Origin of the sequence: Flavobacterium cryoconiti (genome assembly GCF_048158645.1) — a bacterium.
GTDB classification, from domain to species: Bacteria; Bacteroidota; Bacteroidia; order Flavobacteriales; family Flavobacteriaceae; genus Flavobacterium; species Flavobacterium cryoconiti.
Genome location: NZ_JBLNKW010000001.1, coordinates 109894 through 132111, shown reverse-complemented (window position 1 = coordinate 132111; position 22218 = coordinate 109894). Strand labels below are relative to the sequence as shown.

Annotated in this window: 15 protein-coding genes; 12 read left to right on the top strand and 3 right to left on the bottom strand. The window is 34.0% G+C overall.

Annotation, left to right across the window (positions count from 1 at the left end; all coding sequences use genetic code 11):
- Positions 1-108 precede the first annotated feature (108 nt).
- The 3 genes from ileS to ACM55H_RS00510 all read left to right on the top strand — a co-directional run bounded on the left by ileS (position 109) and on the right by ACM55H_RS00510 (position 4649).
- Complete coding sequence (gene ileS / locus ACM55H_RS00520) at positions 109-3567, top strand: isoleucine--tRNA ligase (protein ID WP_416834640.1); 3459 nt, start codon at positions 109-111, stop codon at positions 3565-3567.
- 10 nt (positions 3568-3577) lie between these two features.
- On the top strand, positions 3578-3958 hold the full coding sequence (locus tag ACM55H_RS00515; RefSeq protein WP_082014118.1) for a TraR/DksA family transcriptional regulator: 381 nt from the start codon (positions 3578-3580) through the stop codon (positions 3956-3958).
- 85 nt (positions 3959-4043) lie between these two features.
- Complete coding sequence (locus ACM55H_RS00510) at positions 4044-4649, top strand: lipoprotein signal peptidase (protein ID WP_416834639.1); 606 nt, start codon at positions 4044-4046, stop codon at positions 4647-4649.
- Between the two features lie 76 nt (positions 4650-4725).
- Here the strand turns inward: ACM55H_RS00510 and ACM55H_RS00505 are convergent, their stop codons facing one another.
- The 3 genes from ACM55H_RS00505 to ACM55H_RS00495 are packed head-to-tail and all read right to left on the bottom strand — an operon-like array spanning position 4726 to position 6507.
- A complete protein-coding gene (locus tag ACM55H_RS00505) occupies positions 4726-4926 on the bottom strand; it encodes a hypothetical protein (RefSeq protein WP_416834638.1) in 201 nt (66 codons plus the stop codon).
- Between the two features lie 41 nt (positions 4927-4967).
- Positions 4968-5534 carry a 5-formyltetrahydrofolate cyclo-ligase gene (locus tag ACM55H_RS00500; RefSeq protein ID WP_416834637.1) on the bottom strand — a complete coding sequence of 189 codons (567 nt, stop codon included), beginning with the start codon at positions 5532-5534 and terminating at the stop codon, positions 4968-4970.
- Positions 5524-6507 (bottom strand): succinylglutamate desuccinylase/aspartoacylase family protein, encoded by a 984-nt coding sequence (locus tag ACM55H_RS00495; RefSeq protein ID WP_416834636.1) that lies wholly within the window; start codon positions 6505-6507, stop codon positions 5524-5526. Before ACM55H_RS00495 ends, ACM55H_RS00500 begins: the two co-directional genes overlap by 11 nt.
- A 127-nt stretch (positions 6508-6634) precedes the next feature.
- Here ACM55H_RS00495 and uvrC point away from each other — a divergent pair, with 127 nt between their 5' ends.
- From uvrC to ACM55H_RS00450, 9 genes are all read left to right on the top strand, one after another.
- The gene (uvrC, locus tag ACM55H_RS00490) at positions 6635-8434 is read left to right on the top strand and encodes an excinuclease ABC subunit UvrC (RefSeq protein WP_416834635.1); all 1800 of its coding nucleotides are present in this window, start codon (positions 6635-6637) and stop codon (positions 8432-8434) included.
- 75 nt (positions 8435-8509) lie between these two features.
- On the top strand, positions 8510-10705 hold the full coding sequence (locus ACM55H_RS00485; RefSeq protein WP_416834634.1) for a patatin-like phospholipase family protein: 2196 nt from the start codon (positions 8510-8512) through the stop codon (positions 10703-10705).
- Between the two features lie 184 nt (positions 10706-10889).
- Positions 10890-12047, top strand: coding sequence for a homogentisate 1,2-dioxygenase (locus ACM55H_RS00480; protein ID WP_416834633.1), 1158 nt, complete (start codon positions 10890-10892; stop codon positions 12045-12047).
- Positions 12048-12289: 242 nt separating this feature from the next.
- Positions 12290-13450 carry a 4-hydroxyphenylpyruvate dioxygenase gene (gene hppD / locus ACM55H_RS00475; RefSeq protein ID WP_039108515.1) on the top strand — a complete coding sequence of 387 codons (1161 nt, stop codon included), beginning with the start codon at positions 12290-12292 and terminating at the stop codon, positions 13448-13450.
- 291 nt (positions 13451-13741) lie between these two features.
- Positions 13742-14524 (top strand): DUF3108 domain-containing protein, encoded by a 783-nt coding sequence (locus tag ACM55H_RS00470; protein WP_416834632.1) that lies wholly within the window; start codon positions 13742-13744, stop codon positions 14522-14524.
- A complete protein-coding gene (locus tag ACM55H_RS00465) occupies positions 14514-15440 on the top strand; it encodes a tryptophan 2,3-dioxygenase family protein (protein ID WP_416834631.1) in 927 nt (308 codons plus the stop codon). Before ACM55H_RS00470 ends, ACM55H_RS00465 begins: the two co-directional genes overlap by 11 nt.
- A gap of 26 nt (positions 15441-15466) precedes the next feature.
- On the top strand, positions 15467-16687 hold the full coding sequence (locus tag ACM55H_RS00460) for a M23 family metallopeptidase (RefSeq protein ID WP_416834630.1): 1221 nt from the start codon (positions 15467-15469) through the stop codon (positions 16685-16687).
- Between the two features lie 172 nt (positions 16688-16859).
- Positions 16860-18503: a glucose-6-phosphate isomerase gene (gene pgi, locus ACM55H_RS00455; RefSeq protein ID WP_416834629.1), complete on the top strand. Its 1644-nt coding sequence runs from the start codon at positions 16860-16862 to the stop codon at positions 18501-18503.
- Positions 18504-18873: 370 nt separating this feature from the next.
- Complete coding sequence (locus tag ACM55H_RS00450; RefSeq protein WP_416834628.1) at positions 18874-22188, top strand: TonB-dependent receptor; 3315 nt, start codon at positions 18874-18876, stop codon at positions 22186-22188.
- Positions 22189-22218 lie beyond the last annotated feature (30 nt).

The following is a 22218-nucleotide window of genomic DNA, read 5'->3' as shown; positions in this document are numbered from 1 at the left end:
GATTCCATTTTATCGAATTATCGGTCCAATTTCGTCTATTTTTCCTCTTCTTTTCTTTCTTTTATTCAAAATTCCTTACTTTCGCACCTCGATTTAGAAAAGGATAAAATGAGCACAAAATTTACTGAATACAAAGGACTTGACTTACCAACTGTAGCGTCAGAAGTACTTGATTTTTGGAAGAAAGAAAATATATTTGAGAAAAGTGTAACCACTCGTGAAGGAAACCCACCATTTGTGTTTTTTGAAGGTCCGCCTTCGGCAAATGGATTGCCAGGAATTCACCACGTAATGGCGCGTGCAATTAAAGATATTTTTTGCAGATATAAAACTCAGAAGGGCTTTCAAGTGAAGCGTAAAGCAGGCTGGGATACTCACGGATTGCCTGTGGAATTGGGTACTGAAAAAGAATTAGGAATCACCAAAGAAGATATTGGAAAGACTATTTCCATCGAAGAATACAACGAAGCGTGTAAAAAAACCGTGATGCGTTATACCGATGTATGGAATGATTTGACTGAAAAAATGGGGTATTGGGTTGATATGGAAGATCCATATGTGACGTACAAATCCAAATATATGGAAACGGTTTGGTGGATTTTGAAACAAATCTACAACAAGGATTTGATGTACAAAGGCTACACAATCCAACCGTATTCTCCAAAAGCTGGAACTGGATTGAGTTCACATGAAGTAAACCAACCGGGAAGTTACCGTGATGTAACGGATACTACTGTTGTGGCACAATTTAAAGTTATTGACGCACACAAAGAATTATTGTTTTCTAAGTTTTACGATTATATCACTTCAAAAAACTTACAGCATTACAAATTAGAAGCTTTGGATTTAGACGAAATCTATTTCTTGGCTTGGACGACAACGCCTTGGACATTGCCTAGTAATACGGCTTTGACTGTAGGTCCAAAAATTGAATATGCTTTAGTAAAAACATTCAATCAATATACGTTTCGTCCGGCAACATTGATTTTGGCTAAGAATTTAGTTGGAAAACAATTCGGGAAAGGTTTCTTCGAAAGTGCTGAACCAGCTGATTTTGAAAATTTCAAAGAAGGCGACAAGAAAATTCCGTATCAGATTTTGGCTGAATGCAAAGGAGCTGATTTGGTTGATATTCGTTACGAACAATTATTGCCATTTGTATTACCATACCAAAATCCGGAAAATGCTTTTAGAGTAATTTCAGGGGATTTCGTTACTACCGAAGATGGAACAGGAATTGTGCATACTGCGCCAACATTTGGTGCTGATGATGCAAAAGTGGCTAAAGAAGCTACGCCAGAAGTTCCTCCAATGCTAGTTCTTGACGAAAATGGAACTCCAGTTCCATTAGTAGATTTACAAGGAAAATTCACTTTGCACATGGGTGAATATGCCGGTAAATATGTAAAAAACGAATATTATAATGATGGTGAAGCGCCGGAGCGTTCTATAGATGTTGAGATTGCTATTCGATTAAAAGAAGAAAATAAAGCCTTCAAGGTAGAAAAATATGTCCACAGTTACCCACATTGTTGGAGAACAGACAAACCTATTTTATATTACCCTTTGGATTCTTGGTTTATAAAAATTTCGGAAGTTAAAGACAGAATGTTCGACTTGAACGAAACCATCAACTGGAAGCCAAAAGCTACAGGAGAAGGGCGTTTTGGGAATTGGTTGAAAAATGCCAATGACTGGAATTTATCCCGTTCAAGATTTTGGGGAATTCCTTTACCAATTTGGAGAACCGAAGAAGGAACCGAAGAAATCTTAATAGGTTCCGTTGAAGAATTATATAATGAAATTGAAAAATCAATCGCTGCAGGTTTTCAAAAAGAAAATCCTTTCAAAGGTTTCGAAATTGGAAATATGGCGGAAACGAATTATGATTTAGTTGATTTACATAAAAATGTAGTCGATGAAATAACGTTGGTTTCAGCTTCTGGAAAACCGATGACGCGTGAAGCGGACTTGATTGATGTTTGGTTTGATTCGGGCTCCATGCCTTATGCACAATGGCATTACCCTTTTGAAAACAAAGATAAAATAGACGAAAACAAAGATTTTCCTGCTGATTTTATCGCAGAAGGAGTCGATCAAACACGTGGTTGGTTTTATACCTTGCACGCTATCGGGACTTTAGTTTTTGATAAAGTAGCGTATAAAAATGTAGTTTCTAACGGATTGGTTTTAGACAAAAACGGGCAAAAAATGTCCAAACGTTTAGGAAATGCCGCTGATCCATTCGAAACATTAAAAGAGTATGGTCCTGATGCGACGCGTTGGTATATGATTTCGAATGCGAATCCTTGGGACAATTTGAAATTTGACTTAGAAGGAATTGCTGAGGTTCGCAGAAAATTCTTTGGAACATTATATAACACGTATTCGTTCTTTAGTTTGTATGCCAATATTGATGGTTTCAAATTTGAGGAAGCGGAGATTCCGTTAAATGAAAGACCGGAAATTGATCAATGGATTATCTCGGAATTGAATACCTTGATAAAGGATGTTGACAGTTATTATGCGGATTATGAACCAACAAAAGCGGCTCGTGCAATCTCTGAATTTGTACAGGAAAACTTGAGTAACTGGTACGTTCGTTTGTGCAGAAGACGCTTCTGGAAAGGGGAATACGCACAGGATAAAATTGCGGCTTATCAAACCTTATATACGTGTTTGTTAACTATAAGTAAACTGGGTGCGCCAATCGCTCCGTTCTTTATGGACAAACTTTACAGAGACTTAACTTTAGCAACACAGTCGGAAAAGTACGACAGTGTACATTTGGCGGAGTTTCCAAAACACGTTGAAAACTTTGTTAATAAAATGTTAGAGAGCAAAATGCAGAAGGCGCAGACCATTTCATCACTGGTTTTATCACTCCGTAAAAAGGAAATGATAAAGGTGCGTCAACCATTGCAAAAGGTAATGATACCGGTACTTGACGAGAATCAGAGGGCTGAAATTGAGGCCATTTCCGACCTTATAAAAGCAGAGGTAAACGTAAAAGAAATCGTACTTTTGGATGATGCTTCGGGTGTTTTGGTGAAACAAATTAAACCGAATTTTAAAGCGCTCGGACCACGTTTTGGAAAGGATATGGGCTTGATTTCTAAGGAAATACAAGGGTTTTCTAAAGAGCAGATCAGTCAGTTGGACAAGGAAGGAAGCCTGAATATTGTTATTGCAGGAAATAACGTAACTTTAACATTAGAAGATGTAGAAATTACATCACAAGATATTGAAGGCTGGCTGGTAGCCAATTCTAACGGAATAACGGTTGCGCTTGACATTACAATTTCTGAAGCATTAAAACAAGAGGGAATTGCCAGAGAATTAGTAAACAGAATTCAGAATATCCGTAAAGATTCAGGATTTGAAGTTACCGATAAAATTAAAGTTCAACTGAAAAGAAATGGACTTTTAGAAGAGGCGATTCTTAAAAATGAAGCGTATATAAAATCAGAAACATTAACCAGCGATTTGGTTTTTGTAGATGAAATAGAAAACGGTACGGAAATTGAGTTTGACGAAATAAAAACAATGATATTAATTTCAAAATAATATAATAAAGATGGTAGACGAAATAGCAAGATACTCTGACGCTGATTTAGCAGAGTTCAAAGAGATAATCCTTAACAAAATTCAAAAAGCACAAGCAGATTTAGATTTGATAAAAAGTGCTTACATGAATGATTTGAATAATGGGACTGATGATACTTCGCCTACGTTTAAAGCCTTTGAAGAGGGAAGCGAAACGATGTCAAAGGAAGCAAACTCACAACTGGCAATCCGTCAGGAAAAGTTTATTCGCGATTTGAAAAATGCACTTTTCCGTGTAGAAAATAAAACCTACGGAATTTGTAAAGTAACAGGTAAATTAATCGGGAAGGAAAGATTGAAAATCGTTCCTCACGCTACAATGAGTATCGAAGCAAAAAACTTGCAACGATAAACCTCTTGTTAAACAATATTTAACGCTCCATTGGGAGCGTTTTTTTTGATTAAATTGTTACTTTTGCGCCATTAAAATTTATAAAATGTCATTACGAAAAGCGTATCTCCTTATTTTTATCATATTACTTGTTGATCAAGTTTCAAAAATATACATCAAAACTAATTTTATTTTAGGCGAAGAAGTTGAAGTGTTCAAATGGTTCAAAATTCTTTTTATCGAAAATGAAGGGATGGCTTGGGGAACTAAAATCCCGGGAGCGTATGGAAAATTATTCCTGACACTTTTTAGATTGGTTGCCGTTGGTGGAATTGGGTATTGGCTATGGGATTCTGTTGAAAGAAAACACAGTTCTAATTACTTAATTGTTGCCATTGCATTAATTCTTGCAGGTGCTTTTGGAAACATCATAGATTCTGTTTTCTACGGAGTTATTTTTGACGACAGTCACCAGCAATTGGCTACTTTATTTACTGACAAACCTTATGGAACTTGGTTTCATGGTCAAGTTGTCGATTTGTTTTATTTTCCTTTTTGGCATGGAGTTTTACCAAGTTGGATACCAGTTTGGGGCGGAAAAGAATTTACTTTTTTCAATGCTATTTTCAACGTTGCCGATATGGCCATTTCTACAGGAGTAGGAATCTTGATTTTTTTCAATAAGAAGGCATTTCATCATAAAACTGCATAAATTTTTAAATCACTACTTCACAAAATAAAAAAGACCTATTTCATAATTTGAATAGGTCTTTTTCTTTTTATTGGATTTATTTGTTTTGTCCCGGAGCATAACGTTTAGCGCTTTTATCTCCATTCATTTTTTTGGCTTGTCCTGGTGGAATTCTTTTAGTCTTATAAGAGGTTCTGTTCGAGTTTGTTCCTACTCTAACAGCACAGTTAGATAGTGAAAGGGCAAATACAGCAATTAAAATAATTGTTGCAAATCTGGAGTACTGAATTTTTTTCATAGCTTTAATTGGGCTTTGTTTACGAAAGTACGCTTTCAAAATTAAAAAGAGTGAATTAAATTCGGTGTAACGCAATAATCCAGTTTCACGTCACTTTCAAAAACATCTGTAATCAATTCTTCAGGGTCGAAGAAAGAAAGACCAATTTTGATTACATCCGGTTTGCATTCCGATAAGAATTTATCGTAAAATCCTTTACCGTAACCCACTCGATTTCCTTTTTTGTCGAAAGCCAAAAGCGGTACAAAAACTACATCAATTTTATGCGCTGGAACTTCAATGCCATCAACAGGTTCTGGAATATTGTATTCGTTTTTTTTGATTTTAGTATTATCAGTCAACAGGAAATGAGTCATGTTTCTGGTGTCAAAATCGCTTTTAGAAATGATAATTTCCTTGTCTTTTCCGGATAATAAGTGTAGAATAAATTCAGTGTTGACTTCCCTGAGTTCCGTAATAGGAAGAAAAATATGGAAATAGGTTTTCTCCCAAATTGGGAGTTGCAGTACTTTATTGGCAATAGCCAAACTCATTTCTTCCAATTCATTTTCAGAAAGTGAATTTCGCAAGGCTTTGTATTTTATTCTTAGTTCTTTTTTATTCTTCATCTTCTTCGTTAGTATTCGACATGTGATAAATAGCATCGCCTTCGTAAACAATAGGCGAATGATTGGCATTGATTACATAACCGTCATTTGGCGCTTTTACTTTTCGTTCAAATTTTCCAAAAGGATCTGTTATGGTGGCAAGAATGGTTCCTTTTTTTACAAATTTTCCAATCGTATCGTAATCGTGCAATAATCCAGAACATTTGGCTCGTATCCAGCCCGATTTTTCAATATAAATGGAAGGTGTTTTTTGTTTAGTAACAAAATGTTTTGGATCCAGCATATCAAGATGAGCTAATAATCGTTTAACTCCATTTACGCCTTCGTCAGCAACATCGTTATTGATATCAAGGGATTTTCCACCTTCAAAAAGCAGCATTTTGACATTCAATTTCTCACTGGAACTCCTGAAAGATCCTGAAATATTTTTAGAATATAAAGTAAACGGCGCATTGAATACATCGGCCAGTATTTTTAAGGCTTCATTGTTTTGGGTAAGACGAATTTGAGGCGCATTGAAACGACTGGCGCCACCTGCGTGAAAATCGACGGCATATTGTACAATTGGCATAATCTCCGTTAAAATATGAAAAGCGAATCTACTGGCTAGAGAACCAGTTTTACTTCCTGGAAAAACCCGATTTAAATCTCTGCCATCAGGAAATTCACGGGCTTTATTTACAAATCCATATACATTAATTATAGGAATACAGATGATTGTGCCTCTTTTTGGTTTGTTTATTTTTTTGCTGATAAGTTGCCTTACAATTTCGACACCATTAATTTCATCACCATGAATTCCAGCTGAAAAAAGGACTACGGGACCGTCAATTTTGGACCTTCTTATTATGACTGGAATATTTAGTTTTGTTGTAGTATGAAGTCGTGCAATTTCCACATTGATGGTTTTACTTTCGCCGGGAATAATGCTTTCGCCAAAAATGACTATTGGTGCGGAATTATTTTTTATCATAAGTTCTTGAAAATATAAAAATAAGGATAATAACGAATTAGAAAGTAAAATTCTGATAAAACTTTCATCAGAAAGATTTCAAGGGTATTGATTTGTATTTCGGGATTTTTGAGATTAACTTTGTTACATGAATCCAACAAGTTTAGCCCTACAAATACAGACTTTGCCTGATAATCCCGGTGTATATCAATATTATGATAAGGAAGGGAAGATTTTGTATGTAGGCAAAGCCAAAAATTTAAAAAAAAGGGTTTCTTCCTATTTTAATAAAATTCATGATACGGCCAAAACGAATGTATTGGTTAAGAAAATTGTGACCATAAAACACATTGTGGTCCCTACGGAAACGGATGCGCTTTTATTGGAAAATAACCTTATAAAAACCTTGCAGCCCCGTTACAATGTACTGTTACGAGATGACAAAAGTTACCCGTGGTTGTGTATTAAAAAAGAACCTTTTTCGCGCATATTTGCTACTAGAAGAATGGTTAAAGATGGCTCGGAATATTTTGGTCCCTATACGAGTTTCAAAACGGTGAATACTATTTTAGAACTGATTAAAGAGTTATACCCACTGCGGACTTGCAACTATGATTTGAGTAAAAGCAATATTGATAGCGGGAAATTCAAGGTTTGCCTCGAGTATCATATTGGGAATTGTATGGGACCTTGTGAAGGTTTTGAAACTTTAGAAAATTATCAAAAACAGGTTGATGCAATTCGCGAAATCTTGAAAGGGAATTTCAAGGAAAGCATGAAAGATTTCAAACGGGTCATGACGAATTTGGCTGCAGATATGCATTTTGAAGAAGCGCAAAAAATCAAAGAAAAAATAGAAGTTCTGGAAAATTACCAATCGCATTCTACGATTGTAAATCCAAAGATTACCAATATCGATGTGTTTTCGATTGTTTCGGATGAAAGTGCGGCTTATGTGAACTTCCTGCAAATTTCTCATGGCTCGATTATTCGTTCGCATACGATGGAAATCAAAAAGAAATTAGACGAACCCGATGAAGAATTACTGGAATTGGCGATTATCGAATTGAGAGAGCGTTTTCAATTGTTGTCCAAGGAAGTTATCGTTCCGTTTCCTGTTGACTTGGGTGAAAACATAAAAATTACGGTCCCACAATTGGGAGATAAAAAGCAAATTTTGGATTTATCCATTCGAAATGCTAAGTTTTACCGCATTGAGCAATTAAAACAACTGCAAATTGTAGATCCCGATCGGCACACGAAAAGGATTATGGCGCAAATGCAAAAAGATTTGCGATTGCCGGTGGAGCCAAGGCACATAGAATGTTTTGATAACTCGAATATTCAAGGAACGAATCCCGTTGCGGCTTGTGTGGTTTTTAAAGATGGAAAGCCCAGTAAAAAGGATTACCGCCATTTTAATATAAAAACGGTCGAAGGACCGGATGATTTTGCGTCAATGACCGAAGTAGTTTACAGACGATATAAACGATTGCTGGATGAAAATGAACCTTTGCCTAATTTAATAATTATTGATGGTGGGAAAGGGCAATTATCATCGGCACTAAAAAGTATTGATGAATTGGGTTTGCGGGGGAAAATAGCCATAATTGGAATAGCCAAAAGACTGGAAGAGCTTTTTTATCCAGGAGATTCTATTCCGTTATATTTAGATAAAAAATCAGAAACCTTGAAAGTAATCCAGCAATTGCGCAACGAAGCACACCGTTTTGGGATTACGCATCACAGAGATAAAAGAAGTAAAGCAGCGCTAAATTCTTCAATAGAAAGCATTCCTGGTATTGGAGAAAAAACAATGTTGACTTTGATTCAGCACTTTAAAAGTGTTAAAAGATTGAAATTAGCGTCAGAAAAAGAAATTTCTGACGTTATAGGTGTATCAAAAGCCAAAAAAATTACCGAATTTTACAAAACATCAAATGAATGATTAATTTAGATTGTTGAATTTGTGGAAAATGATAATTAATTGCCGCCAAATTCTATTGCCACCAAATTGCTACTTATGAAGAAAATTACGCTGTTATTCATCGTTTTTTGTACTAGTTTAACTGCGTTTTCGCAAGAGCAACACCGACCAAAAATAGGGTTGGTCTTAAGTGGTGGTGGAGCAAAAGGATTTGCTCATATTGGCGTTTTGAAAGTGCTTGAAGAAGCAGGTGTCAAAATTGATTACATTGGCGGAACCAGTATGGGAGCAGTTATTGGCGGACTTTATGCTTCGGGATATAATGCAAGCCAGATTGATTCTATTTTTCAATCAACAAATTTTGATGAATTATTAAACGATTTCATTCCCAGATCTTCTAAAAATTTTTATGAAAAACGAAATGACGAATTATACGCGTTAGTCTTGCCTTTTAATAATCTAAAAATAGGTATTCCCGAAGCGTTGTCTAAAGGAATGTACAATTATAACCTATTGAGTAGAATTACCAGAAATGTTAGACACATCAAGGATTTTAATAAATTACCAATTCCCTTCTTATGTATTGGTACCAATATAGAAACAGGAGAACAAGTTTTGTTGAATAAAGGGAATTTGGCTCAGGCTATGATTGCCAGTTCCGCTTTTCCATCGTTATTTTCACCGGTTGAAATTGATGGAAAATTATTGGTAGATGGTGGTGTTGCTAATAATTATCCTATTGAAGAGGTACGAAAATTAGGTGCGGATATTATAATAGGCGTTGATGTTCAAAATGATTTATTAGATAGAACGCAACTAAAAAATGCAACAAGAATTCTGGTTCAAATCACCAATCTTCAATCTATAGAAAGAATGAAGAAAAATGTCAAAGAAACGGACATCTATATAAAGCCGGATATAAAAAACTATGGCGTCATTTCATTTGATAAAGGACAAGAAATCATTAGAAAAGGAGAAGAAGCAACATTCTCTGTTTTTGAAAAACTAAAATTATTAGTTGATGAATCAAATCCATATAAGAAACCAGCATTAAAAATAGTTACGGACAGTTTGCAAATTGAAAACATAAATTGCAATGAACTGGACAATTACACGCAAGATTATGTTGTTGGGAAATTAAGATTTAAGCCAGGTGTTAAAACGACATACAATGGTTTGTTGAAGGGAATAAACAACATCAATGCAACTCAAAATTTTAGTACGATATCGTATTCGTTAGATGCGAATAATGAACATGATGACTTAAATATGACGTTGAAAGAAAATCCTACAAAGACCTATTTGAAATTTGGGTTGCATTATGATGGTCTGTTTAAGAGTGGTGTTTTGGTTAATCTAACCCGTAAAAAAACTCTCTTTAAAAATGATATAGCATCAGTTGATATTGTTTTAGGAGATAATATTCGATACAATTTAGATTATTATATTGAAAACGGATTTAATTTGAGTTTTGGTTTTAAATCCCAATTCAATCAGTTTAATAGAAATGTAGCAAAAGAAATTAGTAATTTGAATTTAAATAATGTGAATTCAATTAATGTTGATTTCTCGGACTTGACTAATCAAGCTTATTTTCAATCTTTATTTGTTCAAAAATTTTTGGTTGGAGGTGGTGTCGAGCTTAAATTTTTAAAAATAAAATCAGAAACTTTGGCCAATGTAGATCCAATAATTGATAAAAGTAATTATTTAAGTGTTTTTGGATATGCAAAATACGATTCGTTTGACGATAAATATTTTCCTAAAAAAGGATGGTATTTTTCAGGTGATGTTCAATCCTATTTGCTTTCCTCAAATTATACGGGAGATTTCAAACCGTTCTCTATCGCTAAAGCTGATTTTGGTATAGCCACAACAATTTTTAAGAATGTAACAATCAAGATTCAAACAGATGCTGGTTTCTCATTTGGAAACGAAAGCGTCTCCTTTTTTAATTTTATTTTAGGAGGGTATGGGTATACTCCTATAGATAATTTTAAGTATTTCTATGGCTATGATTTTTTAAGTGTGGCTGCCAATAGTTATATAAAATCAACAGGAACTATTGACTATGAATTTTACAAAAATAACCATTTTAACTTTTCGGCAAATTTCGCCAATATTGGAGATAAAATTTTCGAATCTGTAAATTGGGTTTCGGTTCCCAAGTATTCAGGATATGCGGTTGGGTATGGTCTGGAAACGGTAATTGGTCCTATAGAAATAAAACATTCCTGGTCTCCTGAAAACACAAAAGGATATACTTGGTTTAGTATTGGATTTTTGTTTTAATTATAATTTATTTCAATAATAATTCCGATATTTGTTATAATGAAAACAAAATGGCTAGGTTTATTAGATTATCTTCAATTCCTCATCAAGAGAAATCCTGAGTGAGAACCCTTTTTTTGATTTAACATAGCACATTATAAAGTAATCTCAACTTTAAATTGTTACACTTTTAAACAAAAAAATTATGCCTTTATATCATAAATTGGGAAGTTTTCCCCAAAAGAGACACACGCAATTCGAAAAACCAAACGGCGGTTTGTACTACGAGCAACTTTTTGGAACCGAGGGTTTTCATGGCCATTCGTCATTATTATATCATGTTCACAGACCAACACAAGTAAAGGAAATTCTTAATTCCTATTCTGTTGAACCAAAAATTGCAATTGGAAAAAACATAAAATCGTTACTCTTAAAAGGGTTTGAGTTAAAACCCGAAGACGATTTTCTGGATAGTCGCAAAGCCATGTTGGTCAATAAAGATTGCACCATTGGATTAGCAGCGCCAAAACAATCGTTGCGTACGTATTTCTATAAAAATGCCGATGCCGATGAAATGATTTTCATTCACAAAGGCAAAGGAAAATTGCGTACCATGATGGGAAATATTCCTTTTAAATATGGAGATTATCTGATTATTCCTCGCGGAATTATTTATCAAATCGATTTTGATACTTTAGAAAATCGATTGTTTTACGTCGAATCATTTGCGCCATTTTATACTCCAAAACGCTATAAAAACGAATCAGGTCAGCATCTGGAACATGCTCCGTTTTGCGAACGCGATTTTATTTTGCCAAACGAGTTAGAAACACATGATGAAAAAGGAGACTTCCTTATCAAAATCAAAAAAGAAGGCATGATGCATGAAATTGTATATGCCACACATCCTTTTGACGTTGTGGGTTGGGATGGCTACAATTTTTCTTATGGATTTAGCATTCACAATTTCGAACCTATAACAGGTCGCGTGCATCAACCGCCACCAGTGCATCAAACATTCGAAACAGCAACTTTTGTAGTTTGTTCTTTTGTTCCAAGATTGTACGATTACCACCCAAAAGCAATTCCGGCACCTTATAATCACAGCAACATCGACAGCGATGAGGTTTTGTATTATGTAGACGGTGATTTTATGAGTCGCAATAATATTGAGCAAGGTCACATTACGTTACATCCAAAAGGAATTCCGCACGGACCTGCACCAGGAGCAATGGAGCGCAGCATTGGTCAAACCATAACACACGAATTAGCCGTTATGGTCGATACATTTCGCCCGTTAATGGTAACCGAAGAAGCAATGGGACTTGACGATGGACAATACTACAAATCTTGGGTAGAATAAGTCATTGCGAGGAACGAAGCAATCGCACTTAAGTATATAATAATAAGGAGCTATTTCCTGCTATCCGTTGCAATCTTTTTTCGGTAAAAAAAACCTCAAAAAAGGATTTTCACTATTATCAGGGCTAGGGCTTTAGTATAAATAACAACATCTTTTTAAATTAATAAAATCCGTGTAAATCTATTGTAGCAGCGTCATTTGCGTTCCAAAATTAGATTTGCCGAATCAAAAAATAAATCACAATGAGCAAAGAAGTAAAATCAGTAGAATACGGACTAGAAAAAATATTTGAAGGAGCGCAAGATTTTCTTCCTTTATTAGGAACCGATTATGTAGAATTCTACGTAGGAAATGCAAAACAATCCGCACATTATTATAAAACAGCTTTCGGATATCAATCATTGGCTTATGCAGGCTTGGAAACTGGAGTAAGAGACAGAACGTCCTATGTGCTTAAGCAAGATAAGATTCGCATCGTATTGACCACGCCATTAACGCAAGATTCTCCCATACACGAACATTTGAGAAAACATGGAGACGGGGTAAAAGTTGCTGCACTTTGGGTAGAAGATGCCACTAGCGCTTACGAAGAAACAATGAAGCGCGGTGCGCGCTCTTTTATGGAACCAACAGTGGAGAAAGATGAATTTGGGGAAGTAGTGCGTTCGGGGATTTATACGTACGGAGAGACCGTTCATATTTTTGTAGAACGTAAAAACTATAACGGTGTTTTTCTTCCGGGATATAAGGAATGGAAATCCGATTACAATCCGGAACCAACAGGATTAAAATACATTGACCATATGGTGGGTAATGTAGGTTGGAACGAGATGAATACTTGGGTTAAGTTCTATGAAGAAGTAATGGGATTTGTGAATTTCCTTTCCTTTGATGACAAACAAATTAATACTGAATATTCGGCCTTGATGAGTAAGGTAATGTCCAATGGAAACGGAAGAATTAAATTCCCAATCAACGAACCTGCCGAGGGAAAGAAAAAATCACAAATTGAGGAATATTTAGATTTTTATGGCGGACCTGGAATTCAGCATATCGCTATTGCAACGGATGATATTATCAAAACAGTATCTCAGTTGAAAGCAAGAGGGATAGAATTCTTGTCAGCTCCTCCGCATACCTATTATGAGGCAATTCCGGAGCGATTGGGAGAACATATGAAGATGATGAAAGAAGATTTAAATGAGATCGAAAAGCTAGCCATTATGGTCGATGCGGATGAGGAAGGGTATTTATTACAAATATTTACAAAACCGGTACAAGACAGACCCACGTTGTTTTTTGAAATTATTCAAAGAATGGGAGCCAAAGGTTTTGGAGCAGGTAATTTCAAGGCCCTTTTTGAATCAATCGAAAGAGAACAGCAATTGCGAGGAACGCTATAAAAGAGTGTTATTTTTATGTTATGTTAAAAAATAATCAGTGAATAGTCTGTTTTTTTGCAAATGTTGTGTTAAACTTTATTTTTTGATTTTATAAACTAGTTTTATTAATTAGCTTTGCACTCTCAAAACAGGAAGGGGTGGTTTCCTTCCTAAATTGATATAAATTTCATAATTTATAGTTTTTTGGTTAGTTAATAGCATAAAAACTCAGTCATTATTTGACTGAGTTTTTTTGTTTTAATATATTTGGAACAAAATTTGCAGTTACGGTCAATAAATTGACAAAAAGTAATGAAAAAAATAATACTATTCATCCTATTTATAACCACAGTAAGTTTTGATTCTCAAAAAGAAGATGCTTACGATGTGGGCGAGTATTTTAAATTCCGTATCCATTATGGTATAGTAAATGCCGGATATGCTACGCTTGAAGTCAAAGATGCAGTTGTTAATAATAAGAAAACCTTTCATGTAATAGGTAAGGGATACACAACAGGAATGTCTCGTTTTTTCTTTAAGGTTGACGACTTGTATGAAAGCTATATTGATAAGGAAACCAGAAATCCATATCAATTTGTAAGAAAAATTAATGAAGGCGGTTACACTAAAAATCAAGAAGGGTTTTTCAATCAGACTACAAATAAAATCCTTGTAAAAGATTACAAACACAAAAACGAGAAGACAATTGTCATTCCTAAAAACACACAAGACATTTTGTCTACTTTTTATTATTTGAGAAATTATCCAAGTATTGATAAAATTAAAGTAGGAGAATCAATAGCAATAGACATGTTCTTTGATGATGAATCTACAAAGTTTAAGATGAAATTTATAGGTCATGAGGATATTACAACTAAATTTGGGGTTGTTTCAACGATGGTGTTTAGACCTTTAGTACAATCAGGGCGTGTTTTTAAAGAACAGGAAAGTTTAACTGTTTGGATTTCAGATGATGATAATAAAATACCTTTGCGAATAAAAGCAAGTTTGGCTGTAGGATCAATCAAAGCAGATTTAGATGAATTTAGAGGATTGAAGAATCAGTTTAAAATAAAAAATAATAATGGACAATAATAATTCTGAAGCAATTTTAAAAGAAATTGAGCTTAAATACCAAGCAATAGACCAGAAAACCGAAACGCAACTTGAAGGATTACTTTGGTCTAAGCCAATTACTTATTGGGATTATATTCAAACAGATGCGTTATTAAATCTTCAAATTCAAAGAACAGTACTACCGGATGAAATGGTTTTTATCATGTATCATCAAGTCAATGAATTGATATTCAAGATGATTTTATGGGAAATGCATCAAATTTCTTATTGTAAAGAGATCAAGACAGATTTTTTTACTGAAAGATTAATGAGAATCAGCCGTTATTTTGATATGTTGACAACTTCTTTCGGAATCATGGAAGACGGAATGGAAGTAGATCAATATATGAAATTTAGAAACACACTTACTCCGGCAAGTGGTTTTCAAAGTGCACAATATAGATTAATAGAGTTTTGTTCTACGGACTTAATAAATCTTGTTGATTATCGTTATAGAAGTTCAATTGATAGAGATGCTCCATTTGAGTTTACTTTCGAACATTTGTATTGGCAAGCTGCAGGAAAAGATTACCAAACAGGGAAAAAATCATTTCTTTTAGAGGAATTTGAAAGAAAATACAAAGGAATGTTTTTAAAACACATGGAGGAATACAATACCATAAACATATGGCAAAAATTCAAGCAGCTTCCTGATGTAGATCAAAAAAATCCAGAGTTAATTCAAGCGATGCGCCATTATGATCATACTGTAAATATTACTTGGGTAATGCAGCATTTAAATGTAGCGATAAAATATATTGATCATAGCGGAAAAGGGGATGGCGAGGCTACAGGTGGAAGTGATTGGAGAAAATACATGCATCCAAAATACCAACGCAGAATATTTTTTCCTGAATTATGGACGAAGGATGAGTTGGCGAATTGGGGGGAATAAAAATAATTAGAATAAAAAAAGATAGTTTGAAACAAGTATTAATAACAATTATAGTGTTGTTTTCTTTAGTTTCTTGTAATAAATCTAATGATATATTAGACAAAGAAATTATAAAACCAGTAGTTAAAAAAATAGAGTTTGGGTTTAAATACTCTGATTTTAATGTGATTCACGATACCATTAAAAAGGGAGATACTTTTGGTACGATTATCGAAAATCAAAATATCGGTACTAAGAAAGTATATGATATTATTGAAAAAGTAAAGGATACATTTGATGTTAGGATAATTAGGGTCAACAAACCGTATACGCTACTTAGATCCAAAAATAAAACAAACAATTTACAAGTTTTTATTTATCAGCCGGATGCATTAACCTACTATGTTGTTGATTTACGAGATACAGCTGTGGTTGTTTATAAAAAAACAAGACCCATTACGATTAAGACCAGAACGATAGGTGGATTGTTGAAAGGTTCTTTGTCAGAAACTCTTGAAAGCGCGAAAGTAGAAGGTTCATTGGCAAGTAAAATTTCTAAAATTTATGCCTGGTCTATTGATTTCTTTAAACTTAAAAAAGGAGATCGATTTGCCATTACTTTTACGGAAAGATATATAAATGACACGGTTTATGATGGTGTTGATAGTCTTAAAGCTGCCTTTTTTGAATACAAAGGGAAAATAATCTATGCATTTCCTTATGCTCAAAATCCATCGTCCAATAAAATTGAATATTATGACGAAGAAGGAAAGACATTGAAAAATTTCTTTCTTAAAACACCCATTAAATTTAGTAGAATTTCCTCGCGATTTTCAACTAATCGGTTTCATCCTGTACAACAAATCTGGAAAGCCCACAAAGGAACTGATTATGCAGCACCATACGGAACGCCCATTACCACTACTGCTGCGGGAATTATTGAGCAAACTGGTTTTACAGCTGGAAACGGTAATTTTGTAAAAGTAAAACATAATGGAACCTATTCTACTCAATATTTGCACATGTCAAGAATTTTAGTTCGTCGTGGACAGCATGTGAATCAGGGACAGGTTATCGGTTTAGTGGGGAGTACAGGTCTTGCTACAGGTCCTCACGTTTGTTATCGATTTTGGAAAAATGGAGTTCAGGTAGACGCATTAAAACTTAAATTGCCTACTGGCGAACCTATGAGCGGTAGAAATAAAGACCGATTTATTAAAGTAATAACTCCTTTGAAATGGGAATTAGACAGTGTTGCAAATTTATAGTTTGACTATTGAAACCATTTCATTCGAATTCAGAATTGTTTTATATCAATTCTGAATTTCACTATTTTGGCAATTTACCCATAAATTGTTATATAATTGTAAACACATTTACGGTTAAAACTAATTTCAGTATTTTTGTCAAAAATTAAACAAAACTACAATCCAAAAATAAATGGCTTTAAATACAATAAACCCAACCGAAACAGTAGCTTGGAAGAAACTTCAACAGCATTACAGTGAAATGCAAAAAGCTTCCATGAAAGAAATGTTTCAAGCTGATGATTCAAGAACAGAAAAGTTTAACCTGAGATGGAATGATTTTTTAATTGATTATTCAAAAAACATTATTAATCAGGAAACTGTTGACTTATTACTTGAGTTGATAGAAGAAGCAGGACTTAAAAGTGCTATCTCAGACTATTTTGAAGGTGGGATTATTAATCAGACTGAGAATAGAGCGGTATTGCATACAGCTTTGAGAGCTAAGGAATCAGCGGTTATAAATGTAGAAGGACAAAATGTGGTTCCTGAAGTTTATGAAGTAAAAAATAAAATAAAAACATTTACTAATGAAGTAACATCTGGGCAAAGAACGGGTTTTACAGGCAAACCTTTTACGGATATTGTAAATATAGGGATTGGTGGTTCAGATTTGGGACCTGCAATGGCAGTAGAAGCATTACAATTTTACAAAAATCAATTGAACGTTCATTTTGTATCGAATGTTGATGGAGATCATGTAAACGAAATCATTAAAAAATTAAATCCAGAAACAACGCTTTTTGTTATTGTTTCTAAAACATTTACCACACAGGAAACATTGACCAATTCTGAAACTATCAGAAAATGGTTTTTGCAATCAGCAAAACAAGAAGATGTAGCCAAACATTTTGTCGCGGTTTCCACAAATATTGCCAAAGTAACAGAATTTGGTATAAATCCTGACAATGTATTTCCTATGTGGGACTGGGTTGGAGGTCGTTTTTCTTTATGGAGTGCTGTGGGGCTTTCAATAAGTTTGGCGGTAGGATTCGAAAATTTTGACGAATTATTAAGCGGTGCAAATGAAATGGATGATCATTTCAAAACGACTGATTTTGATAAAAATATTCCTGTTATTTTAGCTTTGTTGAGTGTTTGGTATAATAATTTCTTTGGAGCAGAGAGTGAAGCCTTGATTCCGTACACGCAATATTTACAAAAATTGGCGCCTTACTTACAGCAAGGAACAATGGAAAGTAATGGAAAAAGTGTTGGACGTGATGGAAAACCGGTGAATTATGAAACGGGAACTATCATTTGGGGTGAACCGGGGACCAATTCGCAACATGCTTTTTTTCAATTGATTCACCAAGGAACTAAATTGATTCCTACTGATTTTATTGGATTTATAAAACCATTATATGGTGATGAAGACCATCATGATAAATTGATGTCAAACTTTTTTGCACAAACGGAAGCATTATTACACGGGAAAACGGAGGAACAAGTTCAGGCGGAATTCGATAAACAAGGGCTTGCCGCTGATAAAGCAGTTTTTCTTTTGCCGTTTAAGGTTTTTACGGGTAATAAGCCTACGAATACTATTTTGATACAAAAACTGACGCCAAGGACACTAGGTTCATTAATTGCAATGTATGAACATAAGATTTTTGTTCAAGGAATCATTTGGAATATATTTAGTTACGATCAATGGGGAGTTGAACTTGGAAAGCAATTAGCAAATTCAATTTTAGAAGAGATAAACACTAAAAAAGTAAAAAATCACGATTCTTCAACTGCATTTTTATTAAATCATTTTCTTTCGAATAAATAAAATTTTGTTTTAATCTAGATTATACAACAAGGTTTAAAGACAATTTTCATTGAATTTTGAACTTACGGACTTCAAAAAGCCCCGATTTTATAAAAAATCGGGGCTTTTTTATGTAAATAATTCAGTGATAGTGAGTTTTTGATAATGTTTTCTATTTTTTAACAAATTGGTTTTTATAATATTTTTATCAGATGAATATATATAATTGTTAAAAAATAATAATTAAATTATTTTTTAACAATTATGTTGCAATAATCACTTTAAAGCAAAAAATTGTGATTTAGGTGGATTTTCTTAACGTTTCCATAACAGTATGCGGCTTAAATGTTATAATTTTGCTAAAAATTAATAAATTAAACAAAAAACAAAAATGAAAAAAATTATTTTTATTTTGATTATTTTTTTATCAGCTGTTGGTCATACGCAGGTTACTAGTTCTGCAATGTCTGGTTCTGTTAAAACAAGCACTGGCGAATTGCTTCCAGGTGCATCAGTTGAGGTTATACATAAACCAACTGGAACAAAATATTTTTCAACTACAGGTTCTAAAGGTGGATATGCTGTACAGGGAATCAGACCAGGTGGCCCTTACACAGTTAGAGTAACTTTCATAGGTTACAAAACAACTGAAATTACTGAAATCAACGCGCCATTAGGTAATAATATTACAGTTAATGTTGTTGTAGATGAGGAATCCAATGCCCTAAAAGAAGTTGTGATTGTATCTACAAAATCAAAAGGAACTTTCAATAAAGGAAGAACTGGAGCTTCTCAACAATTTTCTAACAGAGAATTAACTGCCGTTCCTGTTACAGGAGCACGTTCAATAAACGCGGTTACTAAATATAATGCTAACGCAGGAAGTAATGGTAGTTTTGGAGGTCAAGATTCAAGATTGAATAACTTTACTATCGATGGATCTGCATTTAACAATGGTTTTGGACTTGGAACTGATTCACAAGCTGGTGGTAGAACAGGTTCTACCGCGATTTCTTTAGATGCTATTGAACAATTGCAAGTTAATATTGCACCATATGATGTACGTCAATCAGGATTTTTAGGTTCTGGAATTAATGCAGTAACTAAAAGTGGTACAAATGAAATTGAAGGTTCTGTTTATAATTCTTTCCGTAATAACAGAAAAGATTTTATTGGAACTAAAGCAGGGAACACAGTAATCGTTCCTGGAAAATTTGATGAAACAGTTTGGGGAGCTAGAATAGGAGCGCCTATTATTAAAGACAAATTATTTTTCTTTGGAAATTTTGAGACAATAGAAAATACAAGCCCAGCTACAACTTGGACTTCTACAGGTTCTCCTCAGCCAAGTGCTCAGGTTTCTTTACCAACATTTGCTGAAATGCAAACATTGTCAAATTTTGTTAAAGATAAATTTAATTATACAACTGGTCCTTGGGAAAATTATGATGCTTCAAAAGTTTCAAAGAAATTCCTTGCTAGAATTGACTGGAATATTAATGACAATCATAAACTTACTGCTCGTTATGTTTTTCATAACTCAAATTCTGACGAGTTGACTTCTAATTCAAATTCATTAGGATTTGGTAACAGAAGAACTAGTAATCTTGCAATGTCATTCCAAAACAGTGGTTATGTTATTCAAGATAATACGAGATCTATTGTTGTAGAATTGAACAGTAAATTAAGTAATTCATGGTACAATAACTTCATCGCAGGTTATGATAAACAAATTGAAGATAGAGGTTTACAAGGTGGAGGTTTATTTCCTACAATTGATATAAAAAACGGATCAAATACGTTTATTTCATTAGGTTTAGACCCATTTACGCAAGGAAATAAACTTTCTTATTCTACACTACACTTTACGGATAATTTGACAAAAACAATAGGAAATCATTCGTTATTGTTTGGTGCTAATTTTGAGCATTTTAAATCAAGTAACTTGTTTTTCTCAGGATCTAATGGAGTATATGTTTTTAACTCTTTAACTGATTTTTACGCTGCTGCTAATCAATCTGCAAATACGGGCGGTGCTCCATCAACTACTGCTTTACCGGCACGTTTTCAATTCAGATATTCTGCTTTGCCAGGAGCTGAAGAGCCGTTACAGATTTTGAAATCTAATAAAATAGATGTGTACACTCAAGATGAAATTAAAGTGAGTGATAATTTAAGAGTGACATTAGGTCTTCGTGCTTCAGCGGTTTGGTTTGCTGATACAGCACTTGAAAATACTAAAGTTACTGCAATGACTTTTGGAAATGGTGAAAAGTTTAATACTGGTGAAATGCCAAATACACAATATTTATTTGAACCTAGAGTAGGTTTCAATTTAGATGTTGCTGGAGATGCTACAACACAAGTTCGTGGAGGTAGTGGTGTGTTTACTGGAAGAGCTCCATCAGTGTTTTTATCTAATGCAATTGGTAATAACGGTGTTCTTACTGGTTTTGTTGATGTTAGTGGCGCAGCTGTAGGAACAGGTGGATATGGTTTTACTCCTAATCCTAATGATTATTTTATTCCTGCAACACCTACGCTTCCTTCTACATTTGAATTGGCGTTTACAGCTAAAAAATTTAAATTTCCACAAGTTTGGAAAACTAATATAGCGGTTGATCAAAAACTTCCTTTTGGTTTCATAGGAACTATTGAAGGTATCTTCCAACAAAATATTAACGCTATTCATTATTACAATGCTAATTTTGATGCTCCAGTTGGAAATTTTAGCGGACCAGATACAAGACCTAGATATGCTAGAACTGATAATGGAGTTCGTATAAATGACAATGTTTCAAGTGCTGTAGTATTAACGAATACGGATAAAGGATATTTTTACTCAACAACATTCAAATTAGAGTATCCATACAAAAAAGGACTTTGGGGTTCAGTAGCTTACACACATTCAAGTGCTAATGATTTATTATCTGCAGGTTCTATTGCTTCTGGTTCATGGACTGGTGCAAGATCAGTAAATGGTAACAACGATTTACCTTTGTCATTATCTTCTAACAATACACCACATAGAATTGTTGGTATATTAGGTTATAAAATTGAATATGGAAATAATTTAGGTGCTGCAACTTCAGTAAATCTTGGATATATTGGGGAACAAGCTGGAGCTTATTCTTATGCTTACGGTGGAGATATGAATGGAGATCAAGTTAATGGAAATGATTTAATGTATGTTCCAAATAATGGAAATGAAATCCGTTTTCAATCTTTATCTGTTACAAATATTGTAAATGGAGCAAATGTTGTAACTGTTTATACTGAAGCGCAACAACAACAGGCGTTTGAAGCTTACATCAAACAAGATTCATATCTTTCTTCAAGAAGAGGTCAGTACACCGAAAGAAATGGTGGTGTTTTGCCAATGTTACATAGATTAGATTTATCTGTAACTCAAGATTTTTTCATTAAAATTGCAGGTAAAAAGAATAGCTTCCAATTTAGAGCTGACGTCTTAAACTTTACCAATTTGTTGAATAGAGATTGGGGAGTAACTCAAAGAATTACAGCAACAAACGGGAATGTTTTAAGTTATAAAACGACAACTGCGAATGTGCCTTTTTATACATTGGCAACTCAAACAGATGTAGCTGGAACAAAAACTTTAATTAAAGATACTTTCCAAAAAAATGCTTCTACTTTCGATGTTTGGCAAGCACAATTTACACTTAGATATATTTTTGGTAAATAATACCTGAAAAAAATATCAAAAAATCAAAAC

Coding starts and splice junctions, on each gene's coding strand:
- ACM55H_RS00465 (WP_416834631.1), top strand. CDS start 14,514: ATGGACAATAATAATTCTGAAGCAATTTTAAAAGAAATTGAGCTTAAA.
- ACM55H_RS00485 (WP_416834634.1), top strand. CDS start 8,510: ATGAAGAAAATTACGCTGTTATTCATCGTTTTTTGTACTAGTTTAACT.
- ACM55H_RS00500 (WP_416834637.1), bottom strand. CDS start 5,534: ATGAAGAATAAAAAAGAACTAAGAATAAAATACAAAGCCTTGCGAAAT.
- ACM55H_RS00470 (WP_416834632.1), top strand. CDS start 13,742: ATGAAAAAAATAATACTATTCATCCTATTTATAACCACAGTAAGTTTT.
- ACM55H_RS00495 (WP_416834636.1), bottom strand. CDS start 6,507: ATGATAAAAAATAATTCCGCACCAATAGTCATTTTTGGCGAAAGCATT.
- ileS (WP_416834640.1), top strand. CDS start 109: ATGAGCACAAAATTTACTGAATACAAAGGACTTGACTTACCAACTGTA.
- ACM55H_RS00510 (WP_416834639.1), top strand. CDS start 4,044: ATGTCATTACGAAAAGCGTATCTCCTTATTTTTATCATATTACTTGTT.
- ACM55H_RS00480 (WP_416834633.1), top strand. CDS start 10,890: ATGCCTTTATATCATAAATTGGGAAGTTTTCCCCAAAAGAGACACACG.
- uvrC (WP_416834635.1), top strand. CDS start 6,635: ATGAATCCAACAAGTTTAGCCCTACAAATACAGACTTTGCCTGATAAT.
- ACM55H_RS00515 (WP_082014118.1), top strand. CDS start 3,578: ATGGTAGACGAAATAGCAAGATACTCTGACGCTGATTTAGCAGAGTTC.
- ACM55H_RS00505 (WP_416834638.1), bottom strand. CDS start 4,926: ATGAAAAAAATTCAGTACTCCAGATTTGCAACAATTATTTTAATTGCT.
- hppD (WP_039108515.1), top strand. CDS start 12,290: ATGAGCAAAGAAGTAAAATCAGTAGAATACGGACTAGAAAAAATATTT.
- pgi (WP_416834629.1), top strand. CDS start 16,860: ATGGCTTTAAATACAATAAACCCAACCGAAACAGTAGCTTGGAAGAAA.
- ACM55H_RS00450 (WP_416834628.1), top strand. CDS start 18,874: ATGAAAAAAATTATTTTTATTTTGATTATTTTTTTATCAGCTGTTGGT.